This is a genomic window from Microcystis sp. LSC13-02 (genome assembly GCA_002282935.1).
Classification (GTDB): Bacteria; Cyanobacteriota; Cyanobacteriia; order Cyanobacteriales; family Microcystaceae; genus Microcystis.
In genome coordinates this window covers 1-18,067 of the sequence record MTBT01000284.1, presented here as the reverse complement: position 1 = coordinate 18,067, position 18,067 = coordinate 1, and the positions used below count along the sequence as shown (strand labels likewise).

Below are 18,067 nucleotides of genomic sequence, written 5' to 3'. Positions count from 1 at the left end.
TCGAAATGTCGTGCTTTGCTGTTTTATACTGGTCGGGGTTTCATCCCGTCGCGCTCAAGCGAGGGTCTTCACCCCGACATTCAAGATAAAACCCGTTCCCGTTGCCACGTCTAGCACAGATTGGCTTTTTTGTAAATAGAGATAATTTACTAATTTAAGGGCGCGAGCTTGGGTAAAATGGTTATCGTAATCGTGACGACGGGCATAAAAATCAATCACTTGACGCTGACAATCGTTGCTCATCTTCTCTACTGCCCAATTATCGACAAAGATTGACCCAATTGACTTAAATTAAGAGCATGACCGCCGGTAACTAGATAAACTGCGTCTGCTATTGTGCCAATTCTACGACAGAGATCGCCTAAACGATCGCGAAACAGACGACCGAGGGGATAAGGGGGAACCACACCCCAACCGGTTTCTTCCGCTACCAGAATAACATCAACCGCCGCATTTTTGAGGGAATACAAGAATCGATCGCTGATTTCTAACCATTCGGCTGCCGACATTTCTAAACAATTGGCTACCCAAGTACCGAGGGAATCGATCAATAAACAGTGAGAAAATGGGCTATTATCAATAGTTTCGCTTAATTGTCGGGGAATTTCTTGGGTTTGCCATTGGGGGGAACGTCGCTGCCGGTGTCTTTCAATGCGATCGCACCATTCTTGATCTTTTTCATCCACCGAGGAGGTGGCGATATAAATAACGGGTTTTTGACTGATTTTGGCTAAATATTCGGCCCATTCACTTTTTCCAGAACGGGCAGCCCCTGTCACCAGGATAATTTTTTCATCCACGATCGAGATTTTGGCAAATAACTAAAGTATGTACAGGAGAAAACTGTCCTATTCTCGATCATCAAAACGGTGAATATCATCATCGCCTAAATATTCGCCATTTTGCACCTCGATCATCACCAGAGGAATAGAACCGGGGTTTTCCACCCGATGACGGGTATTCATGGGAACATAGGTAGATTCTTTTTGTTTGAGGAGAGTTTCTTTTTCATCACAGATTACCCGCGCTGTACCGGAGACGACAATCCAGTGTTCACTGCGATGGTAGTGCATTTGGGTACTCATGTGATGGCCGGGTTTAATGACAATGCGATTGATGCGATACCGGGAACCTTCCTCCAATACCGTCACCGTCCCCCAGGGGGGAGTCCGCGTCATTTCTATGTCTTGGGGAAAAGGGGAGGGAGCATTAATTAAGTCATCCATGGCGGTGGTCTCCAAACTTGATTAACATTCTAGTGGACAATCTCTGGTTTGCAGCTATCCGCTAAAGGGGTGTGGGGAGATGGGGAGATGGGGAGATGGGGAGATGGGGAGATGGGGAGATGGGGAGAATAAATAAAATAATCTATTCCTGTCTCCTGAATCCGGTCTCCTGTCTCCAGTCTCCGGTCTCCTGTCTCCTGATCACTGATTCAAGAGGGCAATTGTTTAAAATCAAAATTTGTGTCTTTACCCTTGACAGATGGCTCGGTTTGTGCTATGCGATTAGCCATTTGTACCAGATCCACTCCGGTAGCTTGACGCAATTGTTCGGCAAAAGCAGTCATTTTCGGGACAAGATTACCATCACCCCCGTCCACTACCGTCACCGTTTGCACCTGCACTTCTGGGACACTAGCGACCATTAATTTAAGCAATAACTCCAATTTTTGGTATAAAAAGATGTTTTTAGCGTTATTTCCCGCTCCTTGCCAAGAAGCCGCTAATTTTTTGGTTCCTTCCGCTTGCGCTTTCCCCTGTTCGATAATTTTGGCCGCTTCCCCCCGGGCTTTTGCGATCGCTTGTTGACATTCGGCCTCGGCAGGTGCGATCACATCCGCTTGTAATTGCTGTTTCACCTGCTTAATGCGGGCGTTTTGTACCGCCACTTCGGCCTGTACTTTAGCTAAATCGGACATAACCACCGATTCTACCTCGGCAATCATGGCGCCGCGCTTAGTTTGAGTGTCGCGCACCCGTTTTTCTGCGTCAGCTTTGGCTATTTCTAAATCTTTTTGGATACGACGCAAAGCGGTGAGGCGTAGATTCTCGGAATCCTTGATAATCGATGTTTTTCGGGCTTTTGCTTCTGCTATCCGGGCATCTCTTTGTAATTCGGCTTTTTGCTTCCGTCCGATCGAATCGAGATAACGCACCTCATCAGAGATATTCTGTATCTGCAAACTATCCAAAACTAAACCCAATTTTTCCAGATCCTGTTCCGCTTCTTCCAAGAGACTTTTGGCAAAAGCGATCTGATCGGAGTTCGCTTGTTCTGGGGTTAAATTGGCCAAGACACCGCGCAAATTCCCCTCAAGGGTTTCTTTAGCCAATTGTTCGATTTCCTTGCGTTTCTTGCCCAATAAACGCTCGATCGCATTATGAATAATCGGTTCCTCCCCGGCAATTTTAATATTCGCCACCCCGGTGACGATCAACGGCACACCGCCCTTAGAATAGGCATTAACCACCCTGAGATCGATGATCATGTTGGTCAGGTCCATCCGATACACTTGTTCTAGCATAGGTAAACGAATGCTGCTGCCCCCTTTTACCAAACGATAACCGATGGTTTTGCCCGTGGCCGTGGGACGACGACTGCCGGCAAAAATTAAGACTTCGCTCGGTTGACAGATATGGTAATAGTTACGGATGACCAATAAACCCGCACCTGTCCCTAAACCGAAAACTCCCAGTAAAACAGCGATAATTTCCATAGATTTTATGTAGGTGAAATTTGTAATTATCTTTACTTTTAGCCGATCGACTCTCTGGCTGGTTGATTTTTTGGGGGGTATCGATATTACACTAAAAAGTAAAGCTTAGACAGCCTATCTTTATCATGCCAGATCAGCCAATCTCGATCGCCGAATACTACCACGAGCGTACCAAATACGACCCCCAGACGATCGCCTCAAAAAGTAAAGGTCTTGATTGGAGTCAACAACCCTATCCCTTCAAAGAATACAAAATCGGTCAGACTTTCGATCTCAAACCCTACCTCTCCCGTCAAACGGTTCCCCAAAAAGGAGACTTTTGGCGACGTATATCGCGAATTTTGGGCTTTAGCTATGGGTTAACTGCCAAAATTGCCACTATGGGGAGTCCCTTGTACCTACGTTCCGCACCCTCTGCTGGTGGATTATACCCCGCCGAGGTCTATCTGATCTCCCGTGGCACGGAATTTTTACCCGCCGGTCTCTACAGTTATCAAGGTCAAAGTCACTCGCTGCTTTTATTCTGGGAAAGTGATGTCTGGACCAACCTACAATCTGCTTGTTTCTGGAATCCTGTTTTAGAAAATACCGATATCGCTGTAGTTACCAGTGCCATTTTTTATCGGTCTGCTTGGCGCTACGAAGATCGAGCTTATCGACGTATTTTCCTCGATACAGGGCATTTATTGGGCAATATTGAGCTATCAGCCTCGATTAATGACTATCGCGCCCATTTAATCGGTGGTTTTAACGATAGCCAGATGAATGAATTGCTTTATCTCGATTCCGAGAAAGAAAGTGTCATGACGGTGATTCCTTTGGCAGATCTGCTCAATATCCAGCAAAATCTCCCCCATAGTACCACGGCACTCCCTTCGGCAACCACGACTCTTTATCCCGAAATTACCGAGGGAGAATTATTAAACTCCCTACACCGAGCCACTATCATAGCTACAGATGAGAAGATAGAAGCAAATATTACCCCCTCTAATTGGGAAGATAAATATAATTTTCCTTTTTGTCTAAAAGTTTCCGTGACATCCCGTCCCGTCAATTGGGGGGAAGATTTAATCGATCTCGAAAGTACGATTCTTAAACGCAGATCTACCCGCGCTTATAGTGGCGCTAGTCTCAGTTTAGACGAATTGCGAGCCTTGCTGCATTTCACCTATCAACCCCAAGATTATGCCGGCCAAAATCTCGATCCCAATCCCGATTATTTTGCTCTGGATTTATTGGAAACTTTTATCGCTGTTTCGGCAGTAACCGGATTAGAGGAAGGCTGTTATTATTATGCTCCCAAAGCCCAAGAATTGCGGCAAATTCGCTTTAAAAATTTCCGGCAAGAGTTACATTATCTCTGTTTAGGTCAGGATTTGGGACGGGATGCGGCTGCTGTGGTTTTTCATACGGCGGATCTGTCAAAAGCAGTGGCTAAATATGGCGATCGAGTTTATCGTTATCTTCATGCAGATGCGGGTCATTTGGGACAGAGATTAAATTTAGCCGCTATTCATCTGGGGTTAGGGGTTAGTGGTATCGGTGGTTTTTTTGATGATCAAGTTAATGAGGTGTTAGGAATTCCCTGGGATGAAGCAGTTATCTATATCACTACTTTAGGCCGACCGAAGGTTTTTTAAGGTGAGTTTGAAGCACTGAAGGGGTGAAAAGGAGGTTGAGGTCATCGTAATCTGTACCTTGACCGGTCCACTTTCTCGCCTGGACGTATTTTGTTTAAAGGTTAATCCAACTACGCACCATCTGTCGAGGTTTTCCTGAATTTTTAAAAGCGGTTCTATTGTGGCATAAAAAGCGATTATTAACGTAAAATACATCACCTTTTTTCATTTTGAAGCGGACTGTATTTTCCGGTTCTGAAAAAAAGTTGTCGATTATGTCAAGTGTTTTTGTGATAGCTTCCGGTTGCGCTATTTCCAGTTTGGAGTAAGCGACTTCAATCCAGTACCGCATATAACGAAAAACCAGACCCTGAGAATCGGCTGAGAATAAGGGGAAATTATTCTTTTGAATAGCTTCTTGAGAATTAATCTCTCCCGGTGTAATCACATCCCGCGCCAAAGGTTCGTAGAGACAGGGGACTAGCTGTGTCTGGTGTTGCCAGAAATATTGATACAAATTGGCGGCGTTTACTACCAGGGAATCTCCTCCCTCATCCTCGGCAGCAAGACACAGTAAGCCAACAATATCAGGGAAGTAGTTTTTGGCTGTACTATCGGTATGATAGCCAGTTTCTGCATTCGTCATCGAAACGGGTATAGCTTCTTTAGTGTAATCCATTCCTAGATCGATTACATCAAAAAAATAGCCATAGCGGTGGTTTAGCAGTCCAAAAGTGCGAGAAATGAAAGCATAAATTAATCGCATTTCCGTTTCTGTTAATTCCGGTTCTAATCGGAAAATAATTATTCCTGGTTCCTGGAGCAATTTCTCACGAAATGGTAGGAAAAAATCAAGATTTTTATTGACTGTTTCCTGTCCTATTTCGTTGGGTTTTTCAAGCCATTTGTGATTGCTTCTTTTTAGTAAATCTGAGACTAATGATTCTGGTAAATGAAAAAATAGTTGAGAAGGATCAGGCAATTTTTTCCAAGTCAGTAATGAAATATTAGGATCAGAAATTGGTATAATCATTTTTGAATTTTGAAAGCAACGTGAAGGGGAAGGTCAATAAGCGGAGTAAAAAATTCTGGGTCTAGTTCTAAATGTTCCTGATTAATTTTTAGTTCATAAACTTCTGGCATTTTTGTGAAGGCTGCTAAACGAAGAGATGTGAAGTAATCTTCCATAGTTTTATGAACACATTGCACGGCGACGGCTTTTCTATCTCTGCGCCAAATCTCACCGGGGAATAATTGATTGCGCCCAGAAAAATAACCAGCTTTCGGTTTAAAATAAAACGGAAACTTATCTTTTTTCAGAAAAGGTAAAGAGGGATGGGGGACGGCGAACAGGAAATATCCACCGAATTTCAAAAGTTGGTAGGCTTTTTGCATCGTGCTAATAGTTTCTGAAACATTTAAGTAGTTGAACAAAAACATAGCCAGAACTAAATCGTATTGTTCGGACTCAGTGACCGCAAAATCACGAATATCACCAGTTTCATAAGAAGCATTAGTAATCTGATACTCGTTTTTTTGAATCAAGGCCCGCTCGATCATTTGCGATGAAATATCAATCCCATGAACATATTGAGCGCCTCGGTTAATTAACTCTCTTCCTACATAACCTTCCCCACAGCCTAGATCTAATATATTCTTGTTGACAATCGGTTCACATAAATCAATGACAAACGGACGCGCGGAGTAATCAGAAAGCAAAATCGGTTCTACTCGTTGCCAGTCTCCTGCGCTTTCGTCGTAAAGTTTTTGGGTTTCTTGTGTTGCTTTCATACCTATCTAACGTGATAAAATTTGCACTAATTTTGTTTTAGTCTAGCACTGTGTAAGTAATTGCCCATGAAACTTTTGCCAGTTAATCCGAAATCAGCTATCGCCAGAAAAATTAGCTCTTCTTCTCCTAAGTTCACAGATTGATGCACACACCAACGGGGAATAACAGCAAAAGTACCCGGTTCGACTTCGTTTTCGTATTGATCAACAATAACTTTTCCTTGACCCTGAAGAAATACAAATACGGTTTCATGTGCATGTCGGTGCATTTCATTCGTTTTTCCTGGCTTGACTATAACTAGGCGTGCATCTAAAACTTCTAGAGCAAATGGCAAGCGAAATACGTTGAAATCAATATTGAGTTGATCAACCTTATTGTTGTATAAAGCTTCTAAGTTGCTGGCGCTGATTGTTGAAATAAGCTCCTTACCTTCTTGCACATGAGTCAAGCTTTTTTGTTCATTAATTTTTTCGGTCAATGCTCCCAGTCGCACCGTTTGAAAATCATGGTAAAGTTGTGATGCAAGCCTTAATATTGTTTGAGAACATTTGCATTCACCAGATGGTTCTGTAAGCCAATCTAACAAGTTCAGAACTTCTTCCTTGTGCTTTTCCCTTTGCATCCCGTATAGCAAAAGTGAACTCAATCCGGGTAGTAGTTTTTCCACTGGAACAGTAGATAAGTCTTCCGTCAATCCCCTACGCGCTTCATTGATTTGAGGCAATAAAAGTTCCTGTTCCTGATTAGAAAGCTTTTTGCTTTTAATCATTTTAGTGAACAGCGTAACAATCTTGAGTTGATCTGATGATGTCAAAAATTTATCTAGTGCCGACGCACGTTCATACATATTGTCCCAGTAAGCAGCACGTAGATTTAAGGCTTTTAACATTCCTTTCCGTAATTCCAGAACAGCCTGTTCGCTTTCACTGGCTAATTCTTTAGCAATCTCAACTAAAGTTAAGCTGTGTTCATCCTCCACTTCTGTATGTAAAGGAAAAAATACATATTGCTCTAAGGATAATGATGTATGTTTTTTGATCGCTTCAATAATGTGTTTGTAGATGAATTTAACAACAGATTCAGTCCCTAAACCCATCGCTCCAATAGCTTGGAGTGAACTTCCATTCTGGAGCAGCGATAAGAATGATTCACGCCAGATTTCCACTTCAACACAAGGCGTTGGCGTGCTATCTACTCCCATCGCTTCTTGAAAACGCTTGAATAACTGTGGGTGAGGAATTTCCTGTACCCACTCGTCCTTAATACCTAATTTACGAATTGCTTTGATATCTTCATCGTGTAGATGTCCGTTTTCTTCGGCTAAGTTCTTCAGTAGGCGATTTCGATGAGTGGGATTTTCTAGCTTTGATATTACTGCTGTTAAATAACGGGAAAACCAGTCACTATAAGCTCCGTATTGACTGGCAAAGTCTTTCAGAACTTCATCAATATGTTGAAATTCCCCTTTTTCTAAAGCAAGTAAATAGGGGTGATTAATCGCTCGATGGCTTAGTGCTTCCTTGATTAAATTTTCCATTTTTTCTTATTCCCCGATAGCCCCTCCTCTTTAAATACTATCACAAAGTTGGTCAATTGTCGATAGCGTTTGAGATGCGCTCACCCTGAAAACAGATCATTCTTGATTAAGATTCTCTGAGATTTTCCCTCTCTAATTCGATTAAATTATCGATTTTTTTTAGCTTTGTATCCCCTGCAAGATAACCGATACCGCGATGTAAATGTAAGCGAAATTGTTGAGTTAGAGTTTCTTTATCGGTTGCTAATCCGTCTTGATGACAACGTTGTTTGAGGGCAATTAAGAAAATATCGGCCATTTCTCCCCCGAATACTTTCCAGGATAATTCTACATTGCTATCGGCAGGAATGGGAACGGGAGAGGGGAGACTCGGTTCGGCAAGGGAACGACAAAAAGCCCAACGACAGAGGATATTCCATTGGTCAATTTTGGTGTAGCGTTTTAATTTTATTAGGCTATCTTTGGCGGTTTGAGATAGTCGAAAACGTTCGATCGGTGATTCCATAATCTATAATTTTACCTTGCTCTGAACGATGAGAAAATAGTTAGTTATTCTCAATTCTGTTTAATAGGATAGTGGAAAGTGGGGAGTTTTTTTTCAGTGATCGGTAAACAGTGAACTGATAACTGATTCAAGTCTGTGTCAAACCCATCGGCTGCCGCTAAACTATTTTTTAAGTTCTCGTAGGGGTGACTGGTTGATTGGTGTTGAATTAATTGGGCGAGGATTTTTTGGCAATTTATCTCAGTCATAATCTTACCAAAAGTAGCGATCGGGGTGAATAGTAGTTTGACGTTGTTGGGAATTGTATTCTAGCAGGTATTTTCTGGCGATTACTTGCTGTTCTTCTAATAATTGTAGCTCATTTTGTCCAATTTCTGTATCGGTAGAAAGGAGGATGACTTGAGAGGAAGCGGCGGGAAAATAACGTTCAACTAAATTATGGCGATGGGAAGAATCTAAACGTCCGAGGGGTGTATCGATAGCGATGGGTAAATCTCGTCCGGAGACTCGCGCTAATCCCCACAAAAAAGCGATCGCTAATAGTTGTTTTTCTCCGGCAGAAAGACGGTGTTTAGGCACATTTTGTCCATCGGGACCAAAGAGAGATAGACCAAAAGTATCAGCATCGATCGCTATTTTCTGCACCAGATCGGACTTATGCAATAAATAACGAAAACATTCCGCCACTTCTCCCTCCAATCTATTTAATTTTTTTAAAGTTAAGCGTTCTTTAAACACTTTTAAAGTTTGCTGTGCTTTGACAATAGCATTGACGATATGTTCGTTACTTTGCGATTCTAAAGCTTTCTCACTATAGGCAAATAATTCTTTTTTAGTTTTCTCAATTTTCTTTTTGATTTCCTCATAATTTTTGTGGCTTTGCTCGTATTCTGCTTGAGTATTTAGATACTTTTTCTGAGCGGTTTTTAAGTTATTACTCAGGGTTTCGTATTCTTCGGGAGAGGCTGCTACTGCTAATTCTCGCTCTAAATTATCTAAGTCAGCTTCCAGATTTCTTAATTGTGACATTGCTTGATGAGCGAGGTTAATTTGTGCCGGTAGTTGATGGGTTAAGACTCGATTTAATAACTCGATCGCCTCCTCGTCTAAATCTAAGTAAGGAGTAATCAAAGAATCGCTATCCTCAGCTAAAAACTGATTTTCTTGCTGTAAAAATTCTCTAATATTCTCTAATTGTTCTAAAGTTAAATTCAGTTGTTCTAAATAAGCAAGTAACTTTTTATCTCTGGATTCTAAAACCGATTGAGCGACTTGAGACGATTGAAATTTTAGCTCTTTTTCTCCCTGAATTTTAGCCGCTTCTAGGAGAGGAAAAATTAACTTTAAGGGTAAAAATTCCCCTGCCAATTGACCTAAATATTCTCTCTGTTTCTCTAACTTTTTATCTAAATCCTTTTTTCGGCTCTCTAATTGACTTCTTTCGGCGGCAATTTTTCCGCCATCAATGCGAAATTTATCCGACACTGCATCAAAATCATTTCTAACCACATCTAAATTTTTTTGTTGAGTTTCCATCTCTTGTTTAGCCAATTCCAAATCTTCTTGGTACTGAGCTAATTTTTTCTCAATAGCTTCAATAGTTGCCAGTTCATTTTCCGCTGCTAATAACCGGCGCTTGCGACCAGCTAAAATATCAAGATCAACTGCTAATCTTTCCGCTAATTCTAACCCTAATAAAGTCTGCATCGAATCCTTAACGCTGTCAGGAGGTACATCCTGTTCTGCCAATTCTTTTACCTGTTCTCCATCAAATAAAAAGAGGTTAGAAATACCCAAAGGTAATAAAGTTTCAATATATTCATCCCAAGTGTTAGCTAGGGCGGGATCGGGCCAATCTTCATCTAAAATACCGAGGGTATCTCTACCATCTTTGGGCTGTTTTGTCCAGTATCTAACGATACGATATTGTCGCCATTGTTCATTAACTAGATGTTCAAAAGCCAGTTCAATTCTAGCTTGATCGATGAGGGAAGCTTGATGATTAACTGCTTGACTGAGAAACTCGGCATAACTTAAATTATTGCGAGTAGAACACTTTGCCCGCGCACCGTACAAAGCCAAACGAATCGCATCCATTAAAGTAGTTTTACCGCCGCCATTCATGCCTCCCAAAAGGATAATCGGACAGGGACTATTATCTTTTTCAGGACGTAAATTAATCACTTGACGACCGGCGTAGGGTCCAAAATTTTGCAAAACCAATTCAGTAAAAATCATTAACAGTCAGCCTTAGTTAAGTCAAAAGTCTTAGGGAATCTTCTATAAAAATTATACCTGAAAAAGTGCCGCAGATATTTTTTTACACCCAAGAAAAAACCCCAGACTTTATACTATAGCATTGATCACCATCGCCTAGATATAATCAAGGTTTCCTGATTTTTACTTTCCAGTTTATTACTGGGCATGAGCCTATTTTTTGAAAAAATCGTTATGATAGGCGTGAAAGTGCCAACACAGGGGAGAAAATTGCTATGATCACAATCGGCGAATATTTATGCCAGTGTCTCCATAGTTTAGGGGTTAATCATGTTTTCGGGGTGCCGGGGGATTATGTCCTCGATTTGATGGATGTTTTGGTGGAAAGTCCGATCGAATTAGTTTGCACCTGTAATGAGCTTAACGCAGGTTATGCCGCCGATGCCTACGCGCGAGTCAAAGGTATGGGCGCTGTCTGTGTCACCTACGGAGTCGGGGGATTTAGCCTCGTTAATGCTGTGGTCGGTGCTTACGCTGAAAGAGTTCCCCTGGTGGTAATTAGTGGTGCTTCTGATCGCTCGATTCGCCGGGATAATTTATTATTACACCACACCACGGGCGATTATAATCTGCAATTTTCGATCATGGAAAAAGTCACGGTTGCCTCGGTTATTCTAACTAATTCTACCCAAGCAGCCAGTCAAATCGATCAAACTTTAGCAGCTTGTTTGCATCACAAACGTCCCGTGTATATCGAAATTTCTCGGGATCTGGTCTATCGTCCCTGTATCCCCTCAGAAAAGCCAATTTATTTAACCGATAATCTCACGGATGCCGCCGCTTTAGAAGAAGCCATTGAAGAAGCGGTTTTATTATTAGAAAAAGCGGAAAAACCAATTATTTTAGCGGGGGTAGAATTCCATCGGTTTAAACTCCAAGATAAGTTGCTGAAACTTTTAGAAGTAACGGGTTATCCCTTAGCCACCACTATTTTAGGTAAGTCGTCAATTTCGGAAATGCAGCCGCAATTTATCGGCACTTATGTGGGGGCATTAAGTCGCGAATACGTTCAGCAGCGGGTGGAAAATGCCGATTGTGTCCTCTGTTTAGGGGCGATCATGTCCGATATGAATTTAGGCGGATTTACGGCTAATTTAAATCCCAATAATTTGATTAATGCCAATTCGGAGAAAGTAAAAATTAAACATCACTTTTATCAACCAGTATTTCTAGGAAATTTTATCGATGGTTTAATTGATAAGCTAAGTCACAAAGAAGCGGCTACACTAGAGATTAAACCCGCAGCCGAATTGAAAGATTTAGAATTCATACCCGTGCCAGAGCAAAAATTAACTAATGCTCGTTTTTATGAGCGAATGAATCATTTTATTGCTCAAGAATCTTTTGTTATTTCCGATACAGGGGACGCAATTATTGCCACAATTGATTTATTAATGCCCCAAAAAACCGACTTTATTGGTCAAGCATTTTATCTCTCTATTGGTTATTCAATTCCCGCCTGTTTAGGAGTAGCTTTTGCCGCACCCAATACTCGTCCTATCGTCTTTGTGGGTGATGGTGCTTTTCAAATGACCGCCCAAGAACTTTCGACAATTATCCGTCACCATCTCAATGCAATTATCTTTTTAATTAATAACGATGGTTACACGATCGAGCGGGTAATTCAGGATAATATTTATAATGATCTACAACCGTGGAAATATCACCAATTACCAGCAGTATTTAACGGGGAAAGTTGGAGTTGTCAAGTCAGGACAGAAGGGGAATTAGAAAAGGCTTTATCAATTGCCCAGGGTAACATCGATCGCCTATCATTTATTGAAGTACATCTCGATCGTTTTGACTGTTCCCAAGGCTTAACTCGTTTAGGTCAAGCTTTACGTTCACCCCATGCTTAGACTGGTTATGCTATTAGGTTTTGACTGTGTGAAGCTGCCCTAAGACACCAGACTGAAACTCTTTTGGCCCCCAAGAGTCAACAATTAAGATACAATCGGTATCTTAATCAAAGTGTGATGGTGACAACCGCAACTAAAAACCCTATGAATGCTTTTTGGAAACAAATCACCCTATTGAACTTTTCGCCCGCTTCTTGGTCAAAATATAGCTATCTGCATCGTTTAGTCGGCCTTTTTAGTCAATGGCGACAGGGTAGCCGGTTTGTGCAGTGGACAGAACTGATGGGTGCGCTGTTAATCTCTCTCCTTATCGCCACCGCACCATTTTTATCCACCAGTCAAATCGGTTTTTTGCTGTTAGCAATAGCGGGTTATTGGCTACTCTTAACCCTTGTGGATGAAGGCAAAATCGGGGTGACACCGATTCACATTTTAGTGCTTTTATATTGGGGAATTGCCACGGTTTCTACGGCTTTTTCTCCCGTTAAAATGGCAGCTTTGGAAGGATTAATTAAATTAACTCTCAATCTCATCTTTTTTGCCTTTACTGCCCGAATCATGCGCTCACCACGCCTGACAAATTGGATTCTGACTACTTTAGTTTTAACCGCCTTAGCAGTGAGCGTTTACGGCATTCGTCAGCAAATTTTTGGTGCGGAACAGTTAGCAACTTGGAACGATCCCACTTCAGAATTAGCGGGGGATACTAGGGTTTATAGTTATCTCGGTAATCCTAATTTATTAGCTAGTTATTTATTACCCGGTATTGCTTTTAGCAGTGCAGCCTTGTTTGTATGGCAAGGATGGCTACCGAAAATTTTAGCGGCTTTATTAACTTTAGCCAATGGTGCTTGTTTATTTTTTACCGAGAGTCGTGGCGGTTGGATTGGTTTGATGGTCTTAGGAATTGTCTTCTTATTGCTATTATTTTATTGGTTCAAAAATTATCTACCGTTATTTTGGCAAACCTGGCTTTTACCCTTAGTTTTAGGTGGTTTAGCCGTGGTGATTTTAGGGGCGATTTTATTGGTGGAGCCGCTGCGAATTCGGGTGATGAGTATTTTCGCGGGCCGGGAAGATAGTAGTAATAACTTTCGGATTAATGTTTGGGATGCAGTTATTCGCATGATTCAAACTTATCCGCTTTTGGGCATCGGACCGGGTAATGATGCTTTTAAGAAAATTTACCCCCTATTCATGAAGCCAAAATACACGGCTTTAAGTGCCTATTCTGTGCTATTAGAAATCATGGTAGAAACGGGAATCATTGGTTTTACCTGTTTCCTCTGGTTATTGGTCACAACTATCGGCCAAGGCATCCATCAAATCAAACTTTTACGGGATAAAATGGATAGTCAAGGCTTTTGGTTAATCGGGGCAATTGCCGCTATGGCTGGAATTCTTGCCCACGGTTTTTTTGATACGGTTTGGTATCGTCCCCAAGTTAGTACCCTCTGGTGGTTAGTTTTGGGTTTAATTGCTAGTCGTTGTTATTCCTCCGATAGGGGGTTGAATCGTGGCAATTCTCTCCTCTAGGAGGGCGTTGAAGCGTTGTTTCAAATTACTGATAGGGTTGCTAGTCAAGGGGATTTGAGGCGCGTGTAGGCGTAGGCGAGGGCGATTATCAAGAAAAATTACAAAACCCCCGTCTTACCATCTCTCGGTGGACAAAGCAAGAGATAATTAAATTAGATCGTTTCCCAGTTTCTTCTGCGCTTGGCGCGATTTTCCAACTGCAATAACGAGAGTGAATCCCGTGGCCGTCACGGGTAAGAATTACAGGTATTTTGGCTAATTCGCTCTAATCCATACTGGGTAATGATTTTGGGAAAGATACCAAATGGACTCTATAAGAGTGATAGAGCCAAGGCAGAGAAGCTTCAGAAGGTTTTACAAGACAAGGGGATTCTTGCTCCTGGAATTGAACAAGTGAACGGAATTAAGAACAACGATATTCGATATGCCAATTCTTCAGATCGATCACTTGCAGAGAATTTGCGTGATTTCTTGAAGACCGAGAAAGACATTCAGATTGAGGACAAAAATTTAATAGATTTATCAACTAAAGGCTATAAAGTTCCACCTGGGCAACTTGAAATCTGGCTTAAAGATTAAAACTTAATTCATTTAGAGGAGGATAAAAACAGAGTGAATATGTCTAAAAATTGGCAGGTAAGGTCATGACTAAACAAGCATTTTTAGTGAGAATTAACGACTATTAAAGAATCAGTGACTTGAGGGGTTGCATCATCAATAATGTAACCAATAGGCGGAATATTCTCAAAACCTCGACCTGATATTATCTTAAGACTAAAAGTCTTTCTGATTAATAAAAGCAAGCTGTAATCGGGTGATAATTTTTAGAGATGTCCACTTTTGGTTCCACACTGTGAACAAAACATTGTTTTCTCCTGAGAGCATATTTTCCGTGGACTCACTAAATACTTTTACTCAAGTCTTTAGTGAGCTAAGGTAATACTAGCAATTATATAGATCGGCTCTACCAATTTGGCAGAATTTAGAAATCCCCTGTAACTTACCGTTCAACGATAACTGAAATTTAAGCATAGATGCGATCCTCGATCGCCACCGATTGTAGAAGTCTTTCCACGATAGCTTTAGCTTGACGACCGTGACTAGGAATCAGACGATGGCAGAAGACGTAGGGAGTAATCAACTTAACATCATCGGGGATAGCATAATCGCGACCTTCGAGGAAAGCGTAAGCTTGAACTGCTTTTTGCAGGACAACACAACCCCGGGGACTGACTCCCAAACTAATATCTTCGTGATCACGGGTAGCGCGGACTAAATCGACGATATATTGCTGTAAAGTAGGAGCTACCTTGACCAGACTGACTAATCTTTGCAATTCTCCCACCTGTTCTAGGGAAATACAAGCTTCTAGGGGTTTAACCGTCTCCTGAGAATGCTGTCTTTGTAACATTGTTAATTCTTCTGTGGCGCTGGGATAACCCAAACTCAGGCAAACGGCAAAACGGTCCATTTGTGCTTCTGGAAGCGGAAAAGTGCCTTGATATTCGATCGGATTTTGGGTGGCAATAACAAAGAAGGGTTGGGGGACCGGACGCGCTTCTCCATCGATGGTAACTTGTTTTTCTTCCATGACCTCTAGAAGTGCCGATTGGGTGCGCGGGGTGGCCCGGTTGATTTCATCGGCCAACAGGACGTTAGCAAAAGCGGGGCCGGGGATAAATTCAAATTCGCGACTGTTGGGGTTCCAAATCGTGGTTCCCGTGATATCACTAGGGAGGAGGTCAGGGGTGCATTGTACCCGTTGGAAACGACCGTTAATTGAACGCGCTAAGGATTTGGCTAACAGGGTTTTGCCGACTCCGGGGACATCTTCGAGGAGAGCGTGACCACCACTGAGCAAAGCCACCAGCACAATGCGAATCGATTTGGTTTGGCCGACGATGCTCTGGCTCAAATTTTCCATCAAAATATCAATAGCGTCTTTCATAGCACAAATGGGGTATTTTGTCAAGAAGATTAATGTTAAGTTTTTTTGATCTTAACGATTCTTTTCCTAATTTGCCCAAACCAGTGGGGAAAGTTGACAGACAATGGCGGGAAATTTTCTGCTAGGGAGCTAATTGGGGTTAGGGTTGTGAGCAGGGATAAAATTAGTTAAGAATTGTTGCCAGTGGGCGAAATCAAGATTTTAAGTCGGTTCAGTCCGATAAAATCGAGGATAATTTCTCTTAATCGATGAAGATGAAAGCCAGTTCGCTCGTTTTTAGTCTTGTTTTAGGCATCGCAGCCAGTACATTAACCAATAGTTTACCCGAAAATTTAACTTTCAATTCTCGGAAAATATTGGCTCAAGATCAGGCTCCTTCCTGTCCCCTTCCTCCAGATCTTGCCATCACTTTTCGCAATAGTGAATGTCAGGCAATTACCCTAGAAAAACCCCAGACTTTTTTCCGTTATTATAGTGACGAAAATTACAAAAAAGGTCGTTTTCTGACCACGGATCAATATACCACCAATGTGGAGGTGATCAGAAATTTAGCCCTCGATCAAAAGTGGATTCCTCCCAACCAAGCGACCAAAGTGGTATCAGTGACTTTACCTGCGGGAACAACGGTTTATCAAGGAATTGTCGCCCCCCAGAATCCGGCTGATTGTTATCCCGGTGGTGGTCAGCAAACTTTTATTAAAGACTCGCGAGATGCCAATATACAATGGGGAGAGGGGCGAGCAATAACGGTTACATCTCTTTCCTGTCGCTAGAATATTATGGAAACGAACATGAGGGAATTAATTCAATCAATTGACCAAGCTATTACCGTGGCCGAACAGATGCGGAAAACAGAAATATCGACTCGGATTGAGGGTTTAATTTCTGTCCTAAAAACCATCAAAAATCAGGCTTTAGCTGGTCAATTACCACCGTCTCAAGGCATTGTTACCCTAGGATTGGCGCGAGAAGTAGCTGATTGGATCGATCCCCTTGATTCTCCTTTATTGAAAGCGGTGGGTAAAGTGGAAAGAGAATACCAAAAATATTAGTAGTTGTCGGTTACAGAAGTTAGAATTAACCGAGAGCGATCGCAGTCTATCTCGATCTGATTTTTTAATCGATCGAGAGAATTAAATTTCTGTTCTGGTCGCAGGAATTGCACTAAATCCATCGTTAAAATGCGATCATATACATAGCCCGACCAATCCAATAAATGGATTTCCACACTGATAGTTTTTCCCTCGATCGTGGGACGATAACCGATATTCATAACTGCCGGTAAGCGAGAACCATCAAGATGCACCCAACCGCAATAAACCCCGAATCGCGGCAATAATTTATCGGGGGGAACCTGTAGATTAGCGGTATGAAAACCTAATTGTCTGCCCAGCTGTTTCCCCACGACCACACGACCAGTTAAACTGTAGGGACGACCTAACATTTGCCCAGCTTGCTCAACGTTTCCTGCTGCCAAAGCTTGACGAATTAGGGAACTACTAATCCGACCCGACTGACAGTTTTTTAAACCAACAATCTCGACTTTAATATTAAATTGAGAGGCGATCTGTAATAAATCTTCGGCTGTACCTTGACGACGATAACCGAAGTGAAAATCTTGACCAACACTGATCGATTTAGCCTGTAATTTTTCTACTAAAATCTGTTCGACAAAAGCCAAGGGAGTCAGGGAAGCTAATTCAGCCGAAAAAGGCAGTAAAACTAATTGTTTAACGCCTAAATTCTCTAAAACCTCCACCTTTTCCCCTAGAGGAGTTAATAATTGCCATTTTTCTCCCGTAAAAAATTCACGCGGGTGGGGAGTAAAACTAACAACGGTGGGATAAGCTGGGTCATCCTGAAAAATTGGCTGTAGGACGGTTTGATGACCTAGGTGCAAACCATCAAAGTTACCAAGAGCGATCGCACTAGGGGCTAAAATACGGGTATTAGGAGAATCTACAATCCACACGCTGGCTTTAGGAACAGATACAAGAGAATAATTCAAGCGATTAATCTTGAGTGTAGCCTTTTGATTCTATATCAATCGGGCGATCAAGCCAAAAAAACGCCCCCAATTACTTGGAGGCCTTTGGAAGCTTTAGCAAATTGAACGTGAACGATCCAGGTGCGATCGGTCAGAAATTCCCAATTAATTGCACCAGAAAGATTAGGGAAACAAGCATTCATCGAAAATTTTGGGTCTGAAACCCCGTCGTTCTACGACGGCTTTACCGTTAAATACTAGCGCATTTACCAAATATATGCTAAAATG

19 protein-coding genes are annotated in these 18,067 nt (G+C 41.9%); 6 read left to right on the top strand and 13 right to left on the bottom strand.

What is annotated here, in order from left to right; genetic code table 11:
* Window positions 1-54 precede the first annotated feature (54 nt).
* The 4 genes from BGL89_RS17845 to BGL89_RS17830 form a co-directional block, all read right to left on the bottom strand.
* A complete protein-coding gene (locus tag BGL89_RS17845; protein ID WP_286826885.1) occupies window positions 55-243 on the bottom strand; it encodes a hypothetical protein in 189 nt (62 codons plus the stop codon).
* A 5-nt stretch (window positions 244-248) separates the two neighbouring features.
* Entirely contained in the window at window positions 249-800 is a 552-nt protein-coding gene (gene cobU / locus BGL89_RS17840) for a bifunctional adenosylcobinamide kinase/adenosylcobinamide-phosphate guanylyltransferase (protein ID WP_286826882.1), read from the bottom strand.
* Window positions 801-848: 48 nt separating this feature from the next.
* The gene (locus BGL89_RS17835) at window positions 849-1,226 is read right to left on the bottom strand and encodes a phosphomannose isomerase type II C-terminal cupin domain (RefSeq protein WP_286826881.1); all 378 of its coding nucleotides are present in this window, start codon (window positions 1,224-1,226) and stop codon (window positions 849-851) included.
* Between the two features lie 209 nt (window positions 1,227-1,435).
* Window positions 1,436-2,719, bottom strand: a complete 1,284-nt coding sequence (locus tag BGL89_RS17830; RefSeq protein WP_286826880.1) for a flotillin family protein — start codon at window positions 2,717-2,719, stop codon at window positions 1,436-1,438.
* Between the two features lie 125 nt (window positions 2,720-2,844).
* On the opposite strand from BGL89_RS17830, the gene BGL89_RS17825 reads away from it, so the two are divergent.
* On the top strand, window positions 2,845-4,359 hold the full coding sequence (locus tag BGL89_RS17825; protein WP_286826879.1) for a SagB/ThcOx family dehydrogenase: 1,515 nt from the start codon (window positions 2,845-2,847) through the stop codon (window positions 4,357-4,359).
* 94 nt (window positions 4,360-4,453) lie between these two features.
* Here BGL89_RS17825 and BGL89_RS17820 read toward each other — a convergent pair whose 3' ends face one another.
* The 6 genes from BGL89_RS17820 to dndD form a co-directional block, all read right to left on the bottom strand.
* The gene (locus BGL89_RS17820) at window positions 4,454-5,371 is read right to left on the bottom strand and encodes a TauD/TfdA dioxygenase family protein (RefSeq protein WP_286826878.1); all 918 of its coding nucleotides are present in this window, start codon (window positions 5,369-5,371) and stop codon (window positions 4,454-4,456) included.
* Window positions 5,368-6,129 (bottom strand): class I SAM-dependent methyltransferase, encoded by a 762-nt coding sequence (locus BGL89_RS17815; protein WP_286826877.1) that lies wholly within the window; start codon window positions 6,127-6,129, stop codon window positions 5,368-5,370. Before BGL89_RS17815 ends, BGL89_RS17820 begins: the two co-directional genes overlap by 4 nt.
* Window positions 6,130-6,155: 26 nt before the next feature.
* The gene (locus BGL89_RS17810; protein ID WP_286826876.1) at window positions 6,156-7,667 is read right to left on the bottom strand and encodes a cupin domain-containing protein; all 1,512 of its coding nucleotides are present in this window, start codon (window positions 7,665-7,667) and stop codon (window positions 6,156-6,158) included.
* 106 nt (window positions 7,668-7,773) lie between these two features.
* Entirely contained in the window at window positions 7,774-8,172 is a 399-nt protein-coding gene (dndE, locus tag BGL89_RS17805; RefSeq protein ID WP_286826875.1) for a DNA sulfur modification protein DndE, read from the bottom strand.
* Between the two features lie 50 nt (window positions 8,173-8,222).
* Window positions 8,223-8,420, bottom strand: coding sequence for a hypothetical protein (locus tag BGL89_RS17800; protein ID WP_286826874.1), 198 nt, complete (start codon window positions 8,418-8,420; stop codon window positions 8,223-8,225).
* A 4-nt stretch (window positions 8,421-8,424) separates the two neighbouring features.
* Window positions 8,425-10,410, bottom strand: a complete 1,986-nt coding sequence (gene dndD / locus BGL89_RS17795; protein ID WP_286826873.1) for a DNA sulfur modification protein DndD — start codon at window positions 10,408-10,410, stop codon at window positions 8,425-8,427.
* A 254-nt stretch (window positions 10,411-10,664) separates the two neighbouring features.
* On the opposite strand from dndD, the gene BGL89_RS17790 reads away from it, so the two are divergent.
* The 3 genes from BGL89_RS17790 (at window position 10,665) to BGL89_RS17780 (ending at window position 14,423) form a co-directional block, all read left to right on the top strand.
* Window positions 10,665-12,308 (top strand): alpha-keto acid decarboxylase family protein, encoded by a 1,644-nt coding sequence (locus BGL89_RS17790; protein ID WP_286826872.1) that lies wholly within the window; start codon window positions 10,665-10,667, stop codon window positions 12,306-12,308.
* A 144-nt stretch (window positions 12,309-12,452) separates the two neighbouring features.
* Window positions 12,453-13,844 (top strand): IctB family putative bicarbonate transporter, encoded by a 1,392-nt coding sequence (locus BGL89_RS17785; protein ID WP_286826871.1) that lies wholly within the window; start codon window positions 12,453-12,455, stop codon window positions 13,842-13,844.
* Between the two features lie 288 nt (window positions 13,845-14,132).
* Window positions 14,133-14,423: an SPOR domain-containing protein gene (locus BGL89_RS17780; protein ID WP_286826870.1), complete on the top strand. Its 291-nt coding sequence runs from the start codon at window positions 14,133-14,135 to the stop codon at window positions 14,421-14,423.
* Window positions 14,424-14,868: 445 nt separating this feature from the next.
* Here the strand turns inward: BGL89_RS17780 and BGL89_RS17775 are convergent, their stop codons facing one another.
* A complete protein-coding gene (locus tag BGL89_RS17775) occupies window positions 14,869-15,792 on the bottom strand; it encodes an AAA family ATPase (protein WP_286826869.1) in 924 nt (307 codons plus the stop codon).
* Window positions 15,793-16,046: 254 nt separating this feature from the next.
* Between BGL89_RS17775 and BGL89_RS17770 the strand changes: the two genes are divergently transcribed.
* Both BGL89_RS17770 and BGL89_RS17765 read left to right on the top strand, forming a co-directional pair.
* On the top strand, window positions 16,047-16,565 hold the full coding sequence (locus tag BGL89_RS17770) for a hypothetical protein (RefSeq protein WP_286826868.1): 519 nt from the start codon (window positions 16,047-16,049) through the stop codon (window positions 16,563-16,565).
* Window positions 16,566-16,571: 6 nt separating this feature from the next.
* Complete coding sequence (locus BGL89_RS17765) at window positions 16,572-16,844, top strand: hypothetical protein (protein ID WP_286826867.1); 273 nt, start codon at window positions 16,572-16,574, stop codon at window positions 16,842-16,844.
* Here the strand turns inward: BGL89_RS17765 and BGL89_RS17760 are convergent.
* The gene (locus tag BGL89_RS17760; protein WP_286826886.1) at window positions 16,841-17,764 is read right to left on the bottom strand and encodes a bifunctional riboflavin kinase/FAD synthetase; all 924 of its coding nucleotides are present in this window, start codon (window positions 17,762-17,764) and stop codon (window positions 16,841-16,843) included. The genes BGL89_RS17765 and BGL89_RS17760 overlap by 4 nt on opposite strands.
* Before the next feature lie 83 nt (window positions 17,765-17,847).
* A complete protein-coding gene (locus BGL89_RS17755) occupies window positions 17,848-17,982 on the bottom strand; it encodes a hypothetical protein (protein WP_286826866.1) in 135 nt (44 codons plus the stop codon).
* Between the last annotated feature and the right edge of the window lie 85 nt (window positions 17,983-18,067).

Coding starts and splice junctions, on each gene's coding strand:
- BGL89_RS17845 (WP_286826885.1), bottom strand. CDS start 243: ATGAGCAACGATTGTCAGCGTCAAGTGATTGATTTTTATGCCCGTCGT.
- BGL89_RS17835 (WP_286826881.1), bottom strand. CDS start 1,226: ATGGATGACTTAATTAATGCTCCCTCCCCTTTTCCCCAAGACATAGAA.
- BGL89_RS17830 (WP_286826880.1), bottom strand. CDS start 2,719: ATGGAAATTATCGCTGTTTTACTGGGAGTTTTCGGTTTAGGGACAGGT.
- BGL89_RS17825 (WP_286826879.1), top strand. CDS start 2,845: ATGCCAGATCAGCCAATCTCGATCGCCGAATACTACCACGAGCGTACC.
- BGL89_RS17820 (WP_286826878.1), bottom strand. CDS start 5,371: ATGATTATACCAATTTCTGATCCTAATATTTCATTACTGACTTGGAAA.
- BGL89_RS17815 (WP_286826877.1), bottom strand. CDS start 6,129: ATGAAAGCAACACAAGAAACCCAAAAACTTTACGACGAAAGCGCAGGA.
- BGL89_RS17810 (WP_286826876.1), bottom strand. CDS start 7,667: ATGGAAAATTTAATCAAGGAAGCACTAAGCCATCGAGCGATTAATCAC.
- dndE (WP_286826875.1), bottom strand. CDS start 8,172: ATGGAATCACCGATCGAACGTTTTCGACTATCTCAAACCGCCAAAGAT.
- BGL89_RS17800 (WP_286826874.1), bottom strand. CDS start 8,420: ATGACTGAGATAAATTGCCAAAAAATCCTCGCCCAATTAATTCAACAC.
- dndD (WP_286826873.1), bottom strand. CDS start 10,410: ATGATTTTTACTGAATTGGTTTTGCAAAATTTTGGACCCTACGCCGGT.
- BGL89_RS17790 (WP_286826872.1), top strand. CDS start 10,665: ATGATCACAATCGGCGAATATTTATGCCAGTGTCTCCATAGTTTAGGG.
- BGL89_RS17785 (WP_286826871.1), top strand. CDS start 12,453: ATGAATGCTTTTTGGAAACAAATCACCCTATTGAACTTTTCGCCCGCT.
- BGL89_RS17775 (WP_286826869.1), bottom strand. CDS start 15,792: ATGAAAGACGCTATTGATATTTTGATGGAAAATTTGAGCCAGAGCATC.
- BGL89_RS17770 (WP_286826868.1), top strand. CDS start 16,047: ATGAAAGCCAGTTCGCTCGTTTTTAGTCTTGTTTTAGGCATCGCAGCC.
- BGL89_RS17765 (WP_286826867.1), top strand. CDS start 16,572: ATGGAAACGAACATGAGGGAATTAATTCAATCAATTGACCAAGCTATT.
- BGL89_RS17755 (WP_286826866.1), bottom strand. CDS start 17,982: ATGAATGCTTGTTTCCCTAATCTTTCTGGTGCAATTAATTGGGAATTT.